General features: G+C 60.8%; 16 protein-coding genes. 8 read left to right on the forward strand and 8 right to left on the reverse strand.

Annotated features, from left to right (window positions below; all coding sequences use genetic code 11):
* Window positions 1-17: 17 nt before the first annotated feature.
* Both HMPREF3009_RS09540 and HMPREF3009_RS09545 read right to left on the reverse strand, forming a co-directional pair.
* Window positions 18-893: a plasmid pRiA4b ORF-3 family protein gene (locus HMPREF3009_RS09540; RefSeq protein ID WP_049156751.1), complete on the reverse strand. Its 876-nt coding sequence runs from the start codon at window positions 891-893 to the stop codon at window positions 18-20.
* A gap of 20 nt (window positions 894-913) precedes the next feature.
* Complete coding sequence (locus tag HMPREF3009_RS09545; protein ID WP_046647040.1) at window positions 914-1,336, reverse strand: hypothetical protein; 423 nt, start codon at window positions 1,334-1,336, stop codon at window positions 914-916.
* Between the two features lie 36 nt (window positions 1,337-1,372).
* On the opposite strand from HMPREF3009_RS09545, the gene HMPREF3009_RS09550 reads away from it, so the two are divergent.
* The 5 genes from HMPREF3009_RS09550 (at window position 1,373) to HMPREF3009_RS09570 (ending at window position 9,283) form a co-directional block, all read left to right on the forward strand.
* Window positions 1,373-1,651, forward strand: a complete 279-nt coding sequence (locus HMPREF3009_RS09550) for a hypothetical protein (RefSeq protein WP_046647039.1) — start codon at window positions 1,373-1,375, stop codon at window positions 1,649-1,651.
* A gap of 145 nt (window positions 1,652-1,796) precedes the next feature.
* Complete coding sequence (locus HMPREF3009_RS09555; RefSeq protein ID WP_070681590.1) at window positions 1,797-3,200, forward strand: decaprenylphosphoryl-beta-D-ribose oxidase; 1,404 nt, start codon at window positions 1,797-1,799, stop codon at window positions 3,198-3,200.
* A 14-nt stretch (window positions 3,201-3,214) separates the two neighbouring features.
* On the forward strand, window positions 3,215-3,973 hold the full coding sequence (locus HMPREF3009_RS09560) for a decaprenylphospho-beta-D-erythro-pentofuranosid-2-ulose 2-reductase (RefSeq protein ID WP_046647037.1): 759 nt from the start codon (window positions 3,215-3,217) through the stop codon (window positions 3,971-3,973).
* A gap of 38 nt (window positions 3,974-4,011) precedes the next feature.
* A complete protein-coding gene (locus HMPREF3009_RS09565) occupies window positions 4,012-5,958 on the forward strand; it encodes a galactan 5-O-arabinofuranosyltransferase (protein WP_070681592.1) in 1,947 nt (648 codons plus the stop codon).
* Window positions 5,959-5,989: 31 nt separating this feature from the next.
* Window positions 5,990-9,283 carry an arabinosyltransferase domain-containing protein gene (locus HMPREF3009_RS09570; RefSeq protein WP_070681595.1) on the forward strand — a complete coding sequence of 1,098 codons (3,294 nt, stop codon included), beginning with the start codon at window positions 5,990-5,992 and terminating at the stop codon, window positions 9,281-9,283.
* Window positions 9,284-9,285: 2 nt separating this feature from the next.
* Here HMPREF3009_RS09570 and HMPREF3009_RS09575 read toward each other — a convergent pair whose 3' ends face one another.
* Window positions 9,286-10,095 carry an alpha/beta hydrolase gene (locus HMPREF3009_RS09575; RefSeq protein WP_118783643.1) on the reverse strand — a complete coding sequence of 270 codons (810 nt, stop codon included), beginning with the start codon at window positions 10,093-10,095 and terminating at the stop codon, window positions 9,286-9,288.
* 14 nt (window positions 10,096-10,109) lie between these two features.
* On the reverse strand, window positions 10,110-12,026 hold the full coding sequence (locus HMPREF3009_RS09580; RefSeq protein WP_070681600.1) for a M13 family metallopeptidase: 1,917 nt from the start codon (window positions 12,024-12,026) through the stop codon (window positions 10,110-10,112).
* Between the two features lie 42 nt (window positions 12,027-12,068).
* Here HMPREF3009_RS09580 and HMPREF3009_RS09585 point away from each other — a divergent pair, with 42 nt between their 5' ends.
* Together HMPREF3009_RS09585 and HMPREF3009_RS09590 are read left to right on the forward strand one after the other, a co-directional pair.
* Complete coding sequence (locus HMPREF3009_RS09585) at window positions 12,069-12,560, forward strand: hypothetical protein (RefSeq protein WP_049156735.1); 492 nt, start codon at window positions 12,069-12,071, stop codon at window positions 12,558-12,560.
* A complete protein-coding gene (locus tag HMPREF3009_RS09590; protein WP_049156732.1) occupies window positions 12,560-13,402 on the forward strand; it encodes a PrsW family intramembrane metalloprotease in 843 nt (280 codons plus the stop codon). The genes HMPREF3009_RS09585 and HMPREF3009_RS09590 overlap by 1 nt, the downstream gene beginning before the upstream one ends.
* A 1-nt stretch (window position 13,403) precedes the next feature.
* Here the strand turns inward: HMPREF3009_RS09590 and HMPREF3009_RS09595 are convergent, their stop codons facing one another.
* Both HMPREF3009_RS09595 and HMPREF3009_RS09600 read right to left on the reverse strand, forming a co-directional pair.
* A complete protein-coding gene (locus tag HMPREF3009_RS09595) occupies window positions 13,404-14,006 on the reverse strand; it encodes a zinc metalloprotease (RefSeq protein WP_046647030.1) in 603 nt (200 codons plus the stop codon).
* A 100-nt stretch (window positions 14,007-14,106) separates the two neighbouring features.
* Window positions 14,107-14,874: a hypothetical protein gene (locus tag HMPREF3009_RS09600; RefSeq protein WP_158010570.1), complete on the reverse strand. Its 768-nt coding sequence runs from the start codon at window positions 14,872-14,874 to the stop codon at window positions 14,107-14,109.
* Window positions 14,875-15,167: 293 nt separating this feature from the next.
* On the opposite strand from HMPREF3009_RS09600, the gene HMPREF3009_RS09605 reads away from it, so the two are divergent.
* The gene (locus HMPREF3009_RS09605) at window positions 15,168-16,442 is read left to right on the forward strand and encodes an HNH endonuclease signature motif containing protein (RefSeq protein WP_070681642.1); all 1,275 of its coding nucleotides are present in this window, start codon (window positions 15,168-15,170) and stop codon (window positions 16,440-16,442) included.
* Between the two features lie 41 nt (window positions 16,443-16,483).
* Here the strand turns inward: HMPREF3009_RS09605 and HMPREF3009_RS09610 are convergent, their stop codons facing one another.
* Window positions 16,484-16,792: a DMT family transporter gene (locus HMPREF3009_RS09610; protein ID WP_046648595.1), complete on the reverse strand. Its 309-nt coding sequence runs from the start codon at window positions 16,790-16,792 to the stop codon at window positions 16,484-16,486.
* A complete protein-coding gene (locus HMPREF3009_RS09615) occupies window positions 16,789-17,139 on the reverse strand; it encodes a DMT family transporter (protein WP_046648597.1) in 351 nt (116 codons plus the stop codon). Before HMPREF3009_RS09615 ends, HMPREF3009_RS09610 begins: the two co-directional genes overlap by 4 nt.
* Window position 17,140 lies beyond the last annotated feature (1 nt).

Below are 17,140 nucleotides of genomic sequence, written 5' to 3' on the forward strand. Positions count from 1 at the left end.
AGTCACGGCGGAATACTCTACCCGCGGATGAGGGCGCGGTAAATGTCCAGGCGATCCACGGGTGCGACGGCGTCTTCACCATAGGCGCCGAGGGATGACAAAACCTTAAGCGACGCCGTGCACAGCTCCCGAATCTCGGCACCGCGAAGCTCCTCGCCGTCATCGTCGACCCAGCCCAACGCCGCCATGGCGGTCTCCACCACGGAATCCGTCAGCTCGCGCCCGCCCATGCAGGACAGCGCCAGCGCCATCGACCAAAAGGCGTCCTTGCCTTCGTTTGTTACTTCTCGCGGCAGGGTACGCAGTTGGCGGTACGCCTGAGCATCAATGTTGACTTCGCGATTCAAATCCAAAGCTTGGAGGAGCGGAACGAAGTCATAGAGCCGGGTTCGTTCAATGAGCGCGCGGACGGGACTAACCACCAGATCCAGAACTTCATCAATGGTTTCCTGGCCTGTGAGCTCAGCATTCACGGCGGTGAGATCAAACGGTGTCTGAAAAGATCCGGAGCCACCCACGCACAGAGCCTCCGGCGTGCCGTTATCGCGCGGATAGGTCTCCACCACGACTATCTCGAAATCCCACAGCCCCCAGGCATAATCAATCTGCTCGCCTTCGCGGCTTAAGAATTCGCGCACGGTATGGCTCGGATCGATTCGTTGGCCGCGGGCATCGGTATGTTCAAAAAAGTGCCACGGCGAATTCTCTTGAGGCAGGCCGAAGCAGACCTCGAGAATATGGTGAAGCTCTTCCAGCGTGAGTGCATCCGAGAAACCAATCTGGCGGTGCACCTCGGCTTCCGCGCGGACGTTGGACACCTGGCACAGCAGGGTTCGAGCAGAATCACCACGTTTGGCGCGGACCTGCGCCAAATCTGTGACCTGTGAGCTCATGTGCCCCACCATACGCACTTTTAGTTGCGGGCGGCGTTCTCGCGCGCTTCGAGCTCGCTGAGGATGAACACGATGGCGGCCCCGATTCCGCCCCACACCGTCCACGGTTTTGCCACGCCGCGGCGGCGGATAAAGCCAACGATTCCCCGCTGTGCCTTAATCCCCAACCAGCCGCCAACCACGAGCGCACCAAGGCCAACCGGAAGCGCCCACAGCGGCACCTCCGGCTTCTCCGGCTCCGGTTGCCCCTCGTGGCTCTCGGCATTAGTAATGGCCACGAGTGCACCAAAGCCTAAGAAAGACAGGACATAGGCGGACACGAGCGCAGTCTTGTTCTTGATCCAATCTGGATAAGAAGTCATGATCGCCACGGCCGCAGCTTGGGTGATACGTCCGGCGAGGGTGTCATCCAACGCATAATTATCTTGCTTGGGAGAAGTCATACCGCACCACTTTAGGCGGGCGGTAGGCTACCGTGCATGTACTCCTCCAAAAAAGAGCACCTCACTCCGGCACAGCGCGCGGCGCAAGATGAGCGCGCCGAGGACGACAAGCGCCACGGTCACTTCCTCGCCACCGAGCACACCTCACTGCCACTCAATGGTTTTATGACGCGGCTCATCGCCGAGGAACTGCCCATCCTTGACTCCACCTCGCGCGGCCGTGTCTATGAAATCCTGCGTTCTTATGAAGGCCCTGAGATCACCTCGCAGGATGAACTTCCCGAGGAAATCCGGCAGATCATGGATCTGTACTAGCCATAGAAAACCATACAACCGGACGGCACAAATGTTCCGTTTGCTTGGCTTTTGTACCTAATCTCACGTTTTCACTCCCGCCACAGCCACTGCCGCCTAGGTAGTGTAGAAAACCGACCCATCACATCGATTTAAAGAGTAAGAGATGGAACTGCATACTACTGAGAAGTCCCTCTACGGTTGGGGCCGCACGGCGGCGACAACCGCCCATGTTTTATCCACCCCGGACGTCGACGTCATCAAGACCGCCGTCGCCCAGGTGGCCGAGGACAACGCTGATAAGCCTTCCCACCTGCGCCGCGGCGTCATCGCCCGCGGTATGGGCCGCTCCTACGGTGACCCCGCGCAGAACGCCGGCGGCCTCGTCATCGACATGCAACCGCTCAACAACATCCACTCCATCGACCCAGAGTCGGGCATCGTCGACGTCGACGGTGGAGTCACCCTCGACCAGCTCATGAAGGCCGCCCTGCCTTATGGCCTGTGGGTTCCGGTTCTGCCGGGCACCCGCCAGGTCACCATCGGTGGTGCTATCGGCCCGGATATCCACGGCAAGAACCACCACTCCGCCGGTTCCTTTGGTAACCACGTCACCTCCATGGAGTTGCTCGTCGCCGATGGCCGCGTGCTGCACCTGACCCCGGAGGGAGAGCACAGCGATCTTTTCTGGGCCACCGTCGGCGGCATGGGCCTGACCGGCATCATCCTGCGCGCCAAGATCAAGATGACGAAGACGGAAACCGCCTACTTCATCGCGGATACCGACCGCACGGATAACCTCGAGGAAACCATCGCCTTCCACTCCGATGGCTCCGAGCACAATTACACGTATTCCTCCGCGTGGTTCGACGTCATCTCCCCGGAGCCGAAGCTGGGCCGCTCCACCATTTCCCGCGGCTCCCTGGCCACGCTGGAGCAGCTGGAGGAGCTCGCCCCGAAGCTGGCAAAGGACCCGCTGAAGTTCAATGCCCCGCAGCTGATGACGGTTCCGGATATCTTCCCGAACTTCACCATGAACAAGCTGTCCCTCATGGCTATCGGTGAGGCCTACTACCTCATGGGCGCCCCGGCGCGTAACCAGGTCAAGAACCTCACGCAGTTCTACCAGCCGCTGGATCTCATCGGCGAGTGGAACCGCGGCTACGGTTCCAACGGCTTCCTGCAGTACCAGTTCGTGGTGCCGACTGATGCCGTCGAGCCCTTCAAGGACATCATCCGCGACATGCAGCGCTCCGGCCACTACTCCGCGCTCAACGTGTTCAAGCTCTTCGGCCCGGGTAACAAGGCCCCGCTGTCCTACCCGATGCCGGGCTGGAATGTCTGCGTAGACTTCCCCATCAAGCCGGGCCTGGGCACCTTCCTCGACGATCTGGACAAGCGCGTCATGGAATTTGGTGGCCGCCTCTACCTGGCCAAGGAGTCCCGCACCTCGGCGGAGAACTTCCACAAGATGTACCCGGGCCTCGAGGGATGGCTCAAGACCCGCAACAACATCGACCCGACCGGCGTCTTCGCCTCCGATATGTCCCGCCGCCTCGAGCTGCACTAGAAAGGATTAACCTCATGCTGAATGCAGTAGGCCAAGCACAACACATCCTCCTTCTCGGCGGCACCTCCGAGATCGGCCTCGGCATCGTCGAGGAATTCCTCGAGCGCGGCCCGGCCAAGGTCACTTTGGCTGCTCGTGCCGACTCCCCGCGTATCGCGGAGGCCCGCGCCACCATCGAGTCCCGCGGTGGCGACGTCGAGGTCCTGGACTTTGACGCGACTGACTTCGAGGGCCACCCGGACGTCGTCCAGCGCGCGTTTGAACGTGGCGATGTCGACGTCGCCATCATCGCCTTCGGCACCCTCGGTGACCAGGAGGAACTCTGGCAGGACCAGGCTAAGGCAGTTGCCTCGGCCCAGACCAACTTCACCGCACCGGTCTCCCTCGGAGTCTTACTCGGCCAGAAGTTCCAGCAGCAGGGCCACGGCACCATCGTGGCGCTCTCGTCTGTCGCCGGCATGCGCGTGCGCCGCTCCAACTTCGTCTACGGCGCCTCCAAGGCCGGCGTGGACGGCTTCTTCATCAACCTCGGCGAAGCCCTGCGCGGCTCCGGCGCCAAGGTGCTGGTGGTTCGCCCGGGTCAGGTGCGCACCAAGATGTCGGCGGAGGCCGGCGAGGCACCGCTGACCGTTAACGTCTCCGACGTGGCCAAGGCCACCGTCAAGGCAGTGCTCGACGGCAAGCAGTCCATCTTCGTGCACCCGCTCTTTGAGTACGTGTCCTTGGGATTCAAGTTCATCCCGCAGGCCATCTTCCGGAAGCTGCCTTTCTAAAGTTCCGCTATGTCCACGGCGTGTGGGAGACTAAGTGCATGACTGAGTCTCCCGCCACGTCGTCTATGTCCCCCACCGTGGAATATAACGTCGACCGCTTGACGCGTCGCGCCACTCTCGTGGGAATGGCCGCCGCCGCTGTAGGTGGCGGCCTTATCACGCTCATTGGTTTCTTCGCCTTCAAGACGGTCTCCCTTCCGGCGTTCAGCACGTCGATGGTGACCCGCGCATTGAGCACTGCGGGAACTGCGCTCACCGTTCTCCTAGTGGGCGCGTTATGCGTGTGGTGGGTGATTGGCGCCTCCCCGCGCCCCCGCTGGCGGTCGTGGCTCACCACCGCTGTGTGTTATATCTCCCCAGCGCTGCTCACGCTGACCAGTATCGGCCTCCCCCTTTCGGCCTCCCGCCTGTGGCTCGACGGCGTCCAGGTAGACCAGGTTTTCCGCACCCAATTCCTGACCCGCGCCACGGAAGCCGGTTCCTATGCGGACATGAACTACGAGGGCCTGCCCACCTTCTACCCACTGGGCTGGTTCTGGATGGGCGGGCGCCTCGCAAACCTCCTCAACATGCCCGGCTGGGAGGTATACCAACCGTGGAGCCTCATCTCCCTGGCCGTATCCGGGTGCATCCTGGTTCCCCTGTGGCAACGGCTGTCCGGTTCCCTGCCGGTTGCCACCGCCATTGCCCTCACCACCACAGCGGTGACGTTGGCCATCGGCGCTGAGGAGCCCTATTCCGCGGTCATCGCTATGGGCGTGCCGGCCGTGGCCGTGCTGTGCTCGCATGCTTTCCATAATTCTTCCTGGTTCTCCACCGCCGGAATTGCCATCTACCTGGGGGTTTCCGCCTGCTTCTACACGCTCTATACCGGTGCCGTGGCATTGACCATCGTCAGCCTCATTGCGCTCGTCACCTGCGTGGCCGAACGTACATGGACTCCCCTGATACACCTCGCTACTATCGCGGCCGGTTCTCTGGCCATCGCCGCGATCGCCTGGGCGCCATACCTGCACGCGGTTCTGCATGCCACCGCCCCGCTGGAATCCACCGCGCAGCATTACCTGCCGGAGGAGGGCACCCAGATCCCGGCCCCCTTCCTCTCCTTGTCCGTCATCGGCATTCTCAGCCTCATCGGCTTGATCTACCTCGTCCTACGCATCGACGAGCCCGACATCAGGTCAATGGGCACCGCGATCGTCGGCACCTACCTGTGGATCTTGGCTTCTATGGTCATGACCCTCGCCGGCAGCACGCTGCTGGGCTTCCGCCTCGAGCTGATCGTCGCGGTGCTCTTCGCCACTGCTGGCATTCTCGCGCTGGCCGACGTCCGCCTCATGGGCCTTCCCACGCTCTACCCGGCGCGCTTCACCGAGACCACGAGCAAGCGCATAACCTTGGTATTCGCCATCATCATGGGCCTTGGTGGTATTTACTATGCCCAGCAGATCCCGGCGACGAACGTGACCGCCCTGGACCACGCCTATACCGATACCGACGGCTACGGTGAGCGCGCGGACCGCTACACCAGCGATTCCTCCGCCAACTACGCCAAGATCCGTGAGTTCATCGACTCCCAGGGCTACGACGCCACCGACACAGTTGTCCTGACGGATGAAAAGCTCTTCATGGCGTATAACCCCTACTACGGGTTCAACGCCTTCACCAGCAACTACGCCAACCCGCTGGGAGAGTTCAGCACCCGCAACCTGCAAATCGAGGAGTGGGCCTCGAAGTCCTGGGAACAGACTCCGGAGGAGTTCGCGCAGTCCCTCGAGTCCGCGCCGTGGCGCGGGCCCGACGTTCTCATCTTCCGCGGCGACATGGAAGAACCCGGTGACGGTTACAAGACTCACTTGGCGGAGGACATCTACCCCAACCAGCCCAACGTGCGCTACCGCGCGGTGTTCTTCAACCCGGAAGTCTTTGAGAAGGGCTGGGAAGTCAAACAAATCGGCCCCTTCGTCGTCGCGGCCAGATCTTAAAAAGGCACGTCGGTGACGTACACTGATCGCCGTGTCAGATCGGAAAACCTCTTCATTACGTGCACCGCAGTCCCTGCGGCTCACCGCCATCATCGCTGGACTCATCGGGTTCCTCTGCTTTGTGGCCACGCCGCTGCTGCCGGTGAACCAAACCCAGTCCTCCTTCGATTGGCCCCAGCAGGGCTCCCTGCAGTCCATCAACGCCCCGCTCATCTCGGTGGCGCCGGAAGAAATTGATGCAGAGATCCCCCTGAGCGCCGTCGACAAGCTGCGCGATGGCCAGGACCTGCTCTACGGCACCGTGCCCCCGGAGTCCAAGAAGGCCTCCAACCGCGGCATGTTTGTCCGTGCCGGCGAGGGTGGTCTCTCGGTCACCAGCCTCGATGAGGTCATTTTCTCGCTCACGGCCGAGCAAGTGGCGAAGCTGCCTGACGACGCCACCCTCCGCATCCAGTCCACCGGTGACGGCACCACGGTGACCCTGGGCAAGCACAAGAAAACTTCCGATGAGGATCTGCGCCCGCAGGTCACCGGCGTCTACACCGAAATCGACGACACCCCAGAAAACCTCACAGAGCTGGGCGATGACCTCCGTATCCACGTCGAGATCAACTCGCGCTTCACCTCCTCCCCGACACCGCTCAAGCTCATCGCCATGTGGCTGGGCTTGGCCATGGTGGTCATCAGCCTGGTGTGTTTGTGGCGAATTGACCGCCTCGATGGCAAACGTTTCGGCTTCATGCCCGAGACCTGGAAGCAGATCCGCCCGCTCGATGGCGTCGTGGCTGCCGTACTCGGCTGGTGGTATATCTTCGGCGCCAACACCTCCGATGATGGCTTCATCCTCACCATGGGCCGCGTTTCCGATCACGCGACCTACATGGCGAACTACTACCGCTGGTACGGCGTCCCCGAGGCCCCGTTCGGTGCTCCCTACTACGACCTCGTAGCATGGCTGGCGCAGTTCTCCAGCGCCTCCATCATCGTGCGCCTGCCCTCCCTCATCTCGGCGCTCATCATCTGGTTCGTGTTGTCGCGCGAGATGCTCCCGCGCTTCGGTGCCCGCGTCAACGAGCGCCGCTTGGCGCACTGGACCGCGGCCTTCATGTTCTTGGCTTTCTGGCTGCCGTATAACAACGGCATCCGCCCGGAACCCATCGTGGCCCTCGGCGTCATGCTGACGTGGGCCTCCTTTGAGCGCGCCATCTCCAACCAGCGCCTCCTACCAGCGGCCGTAGGCACCATCATCGCCGCCATTACCCTGGCCGCAGGCCCCACTGGTCTTACCGCGGTGGGCATCTTCCTGGTCTGCCTGCCCTCGCTGTTCCGCATCATGGGCACGCGCGCTTCCCAGGTCGGCTGGACAGCTCTCATCGCCCCGTTCCTGGCCTGCGGCACTGCGGTCATGGTTGCCGCCTTCGGGGATCAAACGTTAGCGTCCGTGCTCGAGTCCACTCGCGTTCGTTCCGCGGTCGGCCCGTCCCTGCCGTGGTACTCGGAGTTCGTGCGCTACTCCACGCTGTTTGAGCCCTCCGTGGATGGCTCCCTGACGCGCCGCTTCGCCATGTTCACCATGCTCTTCTGCCTGGCGCTCATTATCTACGCTTTCATTAAGGACCACCGCGTCGTGGGCGCGGAGGCAGATCCCACCAAGCGCCTGCTAGCCATCATGGCGCTGTCGGCCTTCTTCCTCATGTTCACGCCGACGAAGTGGACGCACCACTTCGGCATCTACGCCGGTGTCGCCGGCGTTATCGCCGCGCTCGGCTCGGTGGTCCTTTCCCAGATCGCCATGCGCTCCCCGCGCGCCCGCACCTTCTCCATCGCCGCGGTGATTTTCCTCATGGCCATCTCCCTGGGCGGCTGGAACGCCTGGTGGTACGTGTCTTCCTTCGGCATCCCGTGGTGGGACCGCACGGTGCAATTCAAGGCTATTGAGGCCAATACCGTGGTGCTCGCCATCGGCATGGTGGTGCTGGCGATTGGCCTCTATCAATCACTTACTCACAACAGCCGGAAGGCTGAGGTGTCCCGCTGGGCAGGCGCCATGTCCGCACCAATCGCAGTGGCCTGCATCCTCATCGTCGCCTTCTCCTGCGCCTCCTTTGCCAAGGGCTACGTGGCCCAGGCGGATTCTTACTCCGTGGGCAAGGGCAACCTGGCCTCCCTACGCGGCGATGTCTGCTCGCTCGCGGATGCCACGCTGGTGGAAACCAACACCAACGATGCCTTCCTCACTCCGGTTACAGGCGAACTCAAAGATTCCCTGGTGGATCCGAAGGAAGACAATTTCGGCTTCGGCCCAAACATGATCAAGGAGGATATTGAACCGGAGAACCTCAACTCGGCGTCGGTAGGCGCCATTGCCAACACCACCGGTGATTCCTCTGCGTCTTCTAACGAGCAAAAGGAGCTCACCGAGAGCGAGGAGAAGGCCACCGAGGTCACCGACTCTTCCGCCGGCGGCGTGCGCGGAACCTTGGGCGTCAACGGCTCCGAGATGCACCTGCCCTTCAACCTGGATTACACGAAGGTCCCGGTCATGGGCTCCTACGATGAGTCGCAGCGCTCCACCGCCACCATCACCACGCAGTGGTACAACCTGCCGGAATCCTCAGAAAACTCCCCCATCCTCTCGGTTTCTGCCGCCGGCAAGATTTACCACCACGACGTCAACGGCGTGGAGCAGGAGGGCACCGAGCTCACCCTGGAGTACGGCACCCTCAAGGACGGCAAGGTCACCAACAAGGGTGAGGCCGAGCTTTCCGACGTCGGTGCTACCCCCAAGTGGCGCAACCTCCGCATTGCTCTGGACGAGCTCCCGGAGGAGGCCAACGTCGTGCGCCTCGTTGCGGTAGACGACTCCACCGATGAGGATGATTGGATGGCGTTTACCCCGCCGCGCGTGCCGGAGCTTGCCACCATCAACTCGCAATTCGATTCCTCCACCCCGGCACTCCTTGACTGGTCCGTCGCCCTGCAGTTCCCCTGCCAGCGCACCTTTGACCACTACGCCGGGGTAACCGAAATTCCGCAGTTCCGCATTCTTCCCGACGCCGCCGCGCAAACTTCCCTCACGGACTTCCAGTCCTTCTCCGGTGGTGGCGCGCTGGCAACCGCGGAGGCAGTGAACTACTCCTATGAGATCCCGAGCTACCTCAACAACGATTGGGCGCGGGACTGGGGTTCTATTGAAAAGTACGAGCTGCGCACCAACTCCCAAGGCGAGGCCCCGCTGGAGGCGAAGATCGACCAAGAAATCATTCAGCGCTCCGGCTGGTGGAAGAACTCTGAGATGAAGATTCGCCCAGAGGGCGAGCAATAGCCCTACAGGAACTTGGCCGCGTCACGCACCCTCTGACGCGCCACGGCCGGGGTAGAAATACGGTGCATCGACACGTACTCCGCGGTCTGTGCACCGGGGATCTTCACGCGCTCAGCAATCTCGTCCTGCGCCGCGGTCTGGACCAAGATGCCGGAATATAGCCCCGGCAGCTTCTCAACATCGAGGACATAGTCGCCGCGGATCTCCTCCGGAAGCTTGGCCAGCGCGCCGAAGTCAGGGAAGGTGAGGAGGAGGGCGTCGGCAGGCACCAGCGCTGCGAGCGCGCCACCGGAGGAATAGCCCCACACCGTCACGCGCTCGGCCCCCTGGGCGCGCGCATAATCGACGGCCGCCTGAACCGACTCCACCATCTCCGCCACAGTGTGCTCGGGCGCCAACGGATAATCCACATCAATGATCGTGGTCCCCGACAGCTGCGCCGCAGCAGCCACTTCGGGCCGCCACTGCATCTCTAGCGCCTTGCCGTCACCGCGCCACCAGCCACCGGAGTGCAGCGATACCGCCCAGCGTCCATTCTGCTCTGAAGGAACAAAGATCGCTCCGACCTCAGAATCTTCAACGCGCACCCCCTCCGTAAAGGCGGTACCGGGCAGCGAGTGATCCACTGCGGAGCCCAGCACCATCATGGAGGCCTGCACGATACGGTCCGGCAGCAGCGCACAGTAGCGGTCCGCCTCCGGCGATCCTCCACCGGCCCACGGCGGGCGGAAGTCCGGCAGCGGGTAGTGCACCTCCATGTAGGAGGAGAGCTGCTCGAGCTGTTGTTCCGGACTTAGTTGGTAGTCACTCATGGCCCCCAAGGGTACTACCAGATGGTGACGCGCTCCTCTGCGGCAAGGCCACCCTCGACGTCAAAGGCCTCGTAGAATTCATCGATGTTTTCGGCGATGATGTTGCAACGGAACTCCGCCGGCGAGTGCGGATCAATGGCCAGGTACTGCGTGGCCATCTCCGGGCGGATAGCCGTGCGCCACACGCGCGCCCATGCCAGGAAGAAACGCTGCAGACCGGTGTACTCGTGCTCTGCCAATTCCGGCTCAGCGCCCTCTGCCTCAAACGGCGCGACCTGGCCGTTAATGTCCAGGCCCTTGTCGGCGCAGTAGTTCTTGTAGGCCACCACGGCGATACCCAGCCCGCCCAGGTCGCCGATGTTCTCACCCAGGGTGAAGCTGCCGTTGACACCCGCGGAATCGGTGCCTTCCAGTACCTTCGGCACCTGTCCTTGGAACTGGTCCACCAGTTTCGCGGTCAGCTTCTCGAAGGCCGCGCGGTCCTCATCCGTCCACCAAGAGTTGAGGTTGCCCTGGCCGTCATACTGCGAGCCCTGGTCATCAAAACCGTGGCCGATCTCGTGACCAATCACCGCGCCGATAGCGCCGAAGTTCTCTGCGGCATCAGCTTCTGGGTTATAGAACGGCGGACGCAAAATGGCAGCCGGGAAGGTGATGTCATTGACCACCGGATTATAAAAAGCATTCACCGTCTGCGGGGTGGAGAACCATTCATCGCGGTCCGCCGGCTTGCCAATCTTGGCCAACTCATAATCGTGGTTCCACGCGTTGCCTGCGCGCACATTGGCCACCAAGTCCGCGCCCTTCGGCGAAAACTCCAGTTCAGAGTAGTCGCGCCACATATCCGGGTACCCAATCTTGGCCTTGAACTGGGAGAGCTTTTCCAGCGCGCGCTCGCGGGTAGCCGGGGTCATCCACTCCAGCTGCGAAATCCTCTCGCGGTAGGCGGCGGTAAGGTACTCCACCAGCTCATCCATCTCGGACTTCGAGGACGGCGGGAAGTGCTTGTCCACGAAGACCTTGCCGATTTCCTGGCCCACCATGTTTTCCGCCAACCCGACGGCGCGCTTCCAACGTGCACGCTGTTCAGTAGCACCCGAGAGCTTAGTTCCATAGAACTCGAAGTTCTTCTTACCGATCTCCTCGGTGAGGTAGGGGGCACGCGACAACAGAATGTGCCACGTAGCCCACAGTTGCCAATCCGCCATACGGCCGGCGGTGAACAGGCCCTCGAGGTGCTCAAAGTAGGACGGCATCATGGCCACCACACGGTGCTCCGGCAGTCCCCCACCCTGCAGGATGGCGCGGGTGATGTTGGGCAGCTTGGCGACGTCCACCGGGTTATACGTCTTTACCGCATCACGGGAGGCCACCACATCCCAGTGCCCTGCCGCAATTTCCTTCTCCAGGTTCACGATGCGGGTAGCTGCAACCTCCGCGCCCAGCCCGAAGAGGCGGGCGGGATCTAAGAATCCCAGCATCGCCGCAACGTGCTTCTCGTAGTCAGCGAGCGTCTGCGCGTGAGCTTCCTCGCGGTAATAAGCCTCATCCGGCAGACCTAAACCAGACTGAATAATGTAGGCCACCGCGTCCTCAGAGCCGGAGTCTTTTTCTACCCAGAAGGTCACTGGGGCACCAACGCCCTCGCGCTCCAGAACACCCAGGTTGTGCGCCAACTCCTCCGGATCAGCCGCAACCAGCTTATCCAGATCTTCGGAAAGTGGCGCCGTCCCCGCAGCATTGACTCCCTCAACGTCCATGTGAGAGGAATACACGATCCCGGGACGGCCAGCGTCTTCCTTAACGATCTCGTGGACGAGTTCCTCGGCTTCGTCGCGCAGCGCGTGGAAGGTGCCGTCGACACCGCGATCATCGGGGATAACGTGGGACTCAATCCATGGGCCATTAACAAATTGATACAGATCCTTCATGCACTTCACTCTATGTCAGAAGCACGCGTTAGTGTGGTGTGCATGACTTCTTATCGTTTCCCTCCGGCGAAGATGACGGGACCTTTCTTCGCCGTGCTCGGGGCAACCTTGCTCGTCCTTGGGCTGCCCGCTGTGCTGAGCTTGGCCTTGCCGGAACGTGAACCTGAAATGGAAGAAGTGGTGCTCGATGACCCTGAGTGGCGCCAACCCATCGAGGGCCTTACGTGCAGCGTAAATCATGATTCCATGGCCAACCAGGCCTGGGACTGCGGCGATACCTTGGTCGAGGCCTATGTCACCGAAGGCGTCGAGGACGATGCACTCGCTTTGCGCCGCGCCGTGCGCGCAACCAGCTTCGAGGGCATGCCGAAGAAAGAAGACGTTAAAGATGCCGGAGGCATTCTCACCCTTGAAACGGATGGCTTTATTCCGGTCTTCGCCTTCAGCGTGGCTAAAGGCGATCTCAACTATCAGATCGTCTTCTCCAATGGTGACCCGACCGACCTTGCCCAACAATTTATGGAGGCCTTCTGATGAGCAAAATCTTCCGCGTTACCTTGTGGATCATCATTGGTCTCTGCCTACCGATTTCCCTGATTAATCTGCTCGGCATTTTCTTCGTGGCTCCTCTGCCGGGCCTCGTTAGCTTGATCCTCGGCGTCGGCTTCTTAGCGCTGGGCCTGTTCCTGTGGAGTCGCAGTCCGATGTGGGCAAGGCCGGGGAAAGGGTGGGCGTCGGCAAGCGTGCTCTGGGGAGCCGGCGCTGCTGTGACCTTGGCGCTGCTGTCAGCCTCCCCACTGACCGACCTCTCCGTGGGCCTGGGCTGGGAGGAATCCATGATGTCCTGGGCCGGTGCTTATCCGGAAGAATTTGCCAAGGCCCTCGGCGTGGTCTTCATCCTCCTCAGCTTCCGACAGCTCAACCGGCCTTGGCACGGCTTCATCGTCGGTGCGCTCGTGGGCTGGGGCTTCGAAGTCCTGGAAAACAGCCTGTACTCCGCGATGGGTGCACTGATGCACCCGACCTCAGACTGGATCGGCATGCTCCAGATGTGGGGTCTGCGCCTTGTTGCAGGCCCGTGCCTGCACATGTGCTTCTCTGCCATCGCAGGTTTTGGCATCGGCTGGGCTATCTACGCCGCGCATAAACCATGGTGGTGGCGCCTCGGCATTGGCGTGGGCGCGCTGTTTTTCTCCTTCTGTCTCCATTTCGCGTGGAACTACATGTGGGAGGAAACCTGGCAGCTCGTCACGCAGTATGTCCTCGTGGCGCTCATCATGTACCCGACGGTCATCTACCTGGGAATCCGCGCTCACCGCCTGGCCAAGACCGACGACACCTATTCGCATTCGCCGGGCGCGGCCAGCCTGCGGTGACTTAGTCGAACTGTCCTTGCAGGACAGCCACCGCATCGAGCGGAGTCACATGATAAGAAATGGGATTCTGGTTCGCACCGGCCATGAGCGCGTGGGCGCAGGAGTGACCCGCGCCCATCATGTGGCCGAGCTCGTGGGCGATAGTGCCTTGGAGCGCCTCTGGGTACTGAGCGTTAGCGGTCTTGATGAAGAGCATCCCATGGTCCGGGTAGGCCGTACCTTGGACGTAACCGTTCGGTTCCGGCTTGTAGATGATGGCGATGGTGTCTTCATCAGCCTCGGACGGCGCTACTTCCTTAAGCGAGGCCTTCCCGTCGAGCGCGTCGTTCCACTCAGCTACCGCGGCATCGAGCTGCTCGCGGTAGGGGAAATCATCCGCCACCTTGTACTTAAGGACCCCGCTCTGGAAGTAAGAAGGAACGGAATCGGCATCGCGCAGAATAGACGGATCCGGAACGGGCTTTCCTTCATTTGCCAACTTGGTAATGGTGGCACACGTGCCTGGGGAAATAAGCGAACGGGTTTGGTCGCTCTTCGCAGTCGCTGCTGGGGCAGCGCTCAAAGCTGCAACAGCAATGGTCAAAATGGACAACGTCTTGCGCATCAGAAATACCTTTCGGGCTAGCAACTGCTTCGTTGACAGCCGAGAATATATTGATTTCTTAGCAAGCGCAAAGGTACTTCTTAGCTTATTTCCTGGTTGGTCAGCACACCTGCGACGAGCTCGGCACAGCGCGCTTCAGTTCCGCACACGCCCTATCGCGCGCATCTTGGAGGGGCGTCGGCAAGCTCGGCGCCTGCGGAGAAACCTCCACCGCACCGAGAACATCCGTCGTGAGATCCGCCGGGGAACCATAGGTATTAGCCGCCACACTATAACCCGGACCAAAAGAGGCACTCGCGTGAACTTGGCGATCATCCGACCACCCAAATTTCGTGCCGATGATGCCCGGGATTCGTGCGGTGCCAAAGTCCTGGCGGTAACCGTCGGCCGCCGTGGGCGCTGCCGTCGCCATGCCCTTCGTGATCGGCGCGGCAACCGGATCGCCAGAAATCACCCCGATGAAGCGCGTGAGATCCTCCGTCGACGTCGTGACATTTCCCCAGTAGCCGTTGTGGTGGGTCTCCCCCAGCTGATACTCACCGATGATGGAGGGAATCGCCTGCGGATATTTCCACTCTAAGTCGCTGGCAGTTCCGTCCTCAGAGAAACGAATCATGTTCTCCACGCGGGCTTTATCCTCCGGCGCGCCGTACTTCAGCACCCACATGCCGAGGTATAGCTTGGCCAGGGATAGCGCGGCGCGGGACTCATGGCCATTTCCGGTGGAGACCGAGTTTCCGTCGGCATAACGCACGGTCATCTGGGTGCGTGGTGGGACCTTTTCAGGATCGAACGTCAGGGCATGGGCGGGTGGCGCCGTGAGAGCCGCAAGAGCAAGGCCAACGATGAGCGGGGTAGGTTTCAGCACGCGCATAGATTAACTCAAGTCACAATTTTAACAACCCCCCAGTGAGGGCGCATTAACCAAACATACGTCCCACTCCAGGGGACTTCCGCGCGGCCCGCATCGAGCGGGAGACCGACTGAAACCATACCTCGCCAGCATCTGCCACCTCAGTTGCCTCCCCTTTAACAACTTTTCTTCCGGGGTAGACATCGTGGAGGGTGTGGCATAAACTCGTTTTTCGAAAGGGGTTTCGAACAGTGGGGGTTCGGATCCTCTCAGTAATTCACTTAAGAAAGAGGGGGGTTGCGCGTTTCGTGTCTTCCACTACAGACGTTGTTAATGCGTCCTATTTTTCTCATTCCAATCCAAATGATCCGGTCTGCGTGGCAGGTCAAGGTGTACGCCAGGCAGACTATGAATTCTGGTCCAGCGTTCTTCCCGCACTTGACGAGGACGCCGATACGGCCTGCATGCGCCTTGGGATAAAGACCGGTAAATCTGCTGGCGCGGTAGCCCGCATTATCATGGGCCTTCACCGCCTTACCGAGCTTCCTCAAGTAAAGGCTCTGCAAGATGCCAACCATTTGCTGGACCTAGCGGCTTTGATTGCCATCGATCAGGTGATGGCTAAACTAGGCCAGCCTTCAAAGGAGGTGGTCGCCGCAATTGATGCCTCATTAGCTCGGTGGTTTACCCCGACTAAGCCGAATCAGGTATTTCCCACCACCGCGCAGATTCGCCGCCGGATACGCGACCTCGTCAAGGTTCATGATGACTCCATCGCCGTGGAGGATAAGCGCCCAAAGAATCGGTACTCCATGATGACCCGCGCCCAGCGCGCCACCCTAGAACTCGAGGTAGACAGCAGCGTCGGAATCATCATCCATGAAGCAATTAAGGCAGCAGCCGAAAAGCATAAGGTGTCCATGGCGGAAGCGCTGATCCTCCTCACTACCGGAAAGGTGGAGCCAGAAGCTGCCCGAGTAGTGCTCCACACGTATAAAGCCGACGATGTAGAGGACGCCCCGGTGTACGTGGAAGGACATGGCTGGCAAGCAGGAGACATCCCGGCTAAATCCACAACGGTAAGAGATTTGAGCACCAAGCCGGAGGCCTCTAAGAGCTACGGACCAGCCACGATGGTTCGCAAATACGTTGAAGGCCGCGATGGCACCTGCCGTGCCGCTGGCTGCGGAATGCCGGCGTGGTTGTGTCAGTTAGACCACCGGATTAACTACGCCGATGGTGGGCCAACGCATCCGGACAACATGGTGGCGTTGTGCCAGCACCACCACAATATGAAAACCGATGGACGGGCCTTTTATATCTTGGACCCTGATACCGGGGATGTGGTCTGGCTTTTTGAGGACGGAACTTGGGCAATCACAGAGCCTTCCGGGCCGCTGGCTCCTAAGCGCAAGCGCTGGGCACGGAGCATCGCACAAGATATTGAAGGATATCGCACCAGGAAGCATCGCGAGGCTCAGGAGCTTAAAGCCGAGCTAGACAAAGAACAACGAGAAGCCGCACGCCAAACAGAAAAGGCGAAGAACAAAAAATCTGAAGGCGGTGAAGAAATCCCCTTCTAGGAAGGATCCGTCGTTTACAACGACGAATGGGATAGCCGGCTCTACCCCATATCCACTAGGAGCACTCCGCCAATGATCAGCGCGACCCCTAAACCCTTAAGCCAAGTGAAAGGCTCGCGGAAAAGCATGAAGGATAAAAGAGCAGTAAGCGCCACGCCACAGGCAGTCCAGATTCCATAGGCCACACCTAGCGGTATGCCCTGACGGAGAGCCAACGACAAGAAAACATAGGAGGACACATAGGCCACGACGACCCACGCTACCCACGCCTTCTGCCCATGAACGGCCAGCATACGCAGGCCCAATGTACCGGCGACTTCGATGAGGATGGCAAGGGATAACCAGATCAAGGATCCACCTCCACGAGCGTGGTCTTCGGTTCCCTGCCGCCCATTTCAACGCAGACCACGCCGACGATGATGCACCCCATGCCCACCAACATGAGCGGCGTGAGCTGTTCGCCAAAGAGGTACGCGGACAACCCTGCGGTAAGCACCACGCCGGTTGCGCCCCAGATGCCATAGGCCGCACCCACGTGCATGCCGCAGCGCAACACTTGGTGCAGGGCGGAAAAAGCGACGACGTAGCCCGCCACCACCACGACATAGACCGCGGGGTGCTCTAGCGCCGCCTTGAGGCATAAAGTCGCCACCACCTCACTGATGATGGCAATGGTCAAAAAGAGCCAAGCGCGCACT

The sequence above is a fragment of the Corynebacterium sp. HMSC034H07 genome, assembly GCF_001815175.1.
In the GTDB taxonomy this organism is placed as follows: Bacteria; Actinomycetota; Actinomycetes; order Mycobacteriales; family Mycobacteriaceae; genus Corynebacterium; species Corynebacterium hiratae.

Coding starts and splice junctions, on each gene's coding strand:
- HMPREF3009_RS09580 (WP_070681600.1), bottom strand. CDS start 12,026: ATGAAGGATCTGTATCAATTTGTTAATGGCCCATGGATTGAGTCCCAC.
- HMPREF3009_RS09555 (WP_070681590.1), top strand. CDS start 1,797: ATGGAACTGCATACTACTGAGAAGTCCCTCTACGGTTGGGGCCGCACG.
- HMPREF3009_RS09595 (WP_046647030.1), bottom strand. CDS start 14,006: ATGCGCAAGACGTTGTCCATTTTGACCATTGCTGTTGCAGCTTTGAGC.
- HMPREF3009_RS09585 (WP_049156735.1), top strand. CDS start 12,069: ATGACTTCTTATCGTTTCCCTCCGGCGAAGATGACGGGACCTTTCTTC.
- HMPREF3009_RS09590 (WP_049156732.1), top strand. CDS start 12,560: ATGAGCAAAATCTTCCGCGTTACCTTGTGGATCATCATTGGTCTCTGC.
- HMPREF3009_RS09550 (WP_046647039.1), top strand. CDS start 1,373: ATGTACTCCTCCAAAAAAGAGCACCTCACTCCGGCACAGCGCGCGGCG.
- HMPREF3009_RS09565 (WP_070681592.1), top strand. CDS start 4,012: ATGACTGAGTCTCCCGCCACGTCGTCTATGTCCCCCACCGTGGAATAT.
- HMPREF3009_RS09540 (WP_049156751.1), bottom strand. CDS start 893: ATGAGCTCACAGGTCACAGATTTGGCGCAGGTCCGCGCCAAACGTGGT.
- HMPREF3009_RS09560 (WP_046647037.1), top strand. CDS start 3,215: ATGCTGAATGCAGTAGGCCAAGCACAACACATCCTCCTTCTCGGCGGC.
- HMPREF3009_RS09545 (WP_046647040.1), bottom strand. CDS start 1,336: ATGACTTCTCCCAAGCAAGATAATTATGCGTTGGATGACACCCTCGCC.
- HMPREF3009_RS09575 (WP_118783643.1), bottom strand. CDS start 10,095: ATGAGTGACTACCAACTAAGTCCGGAACAACAGCTCGAGCAGCTCTCC.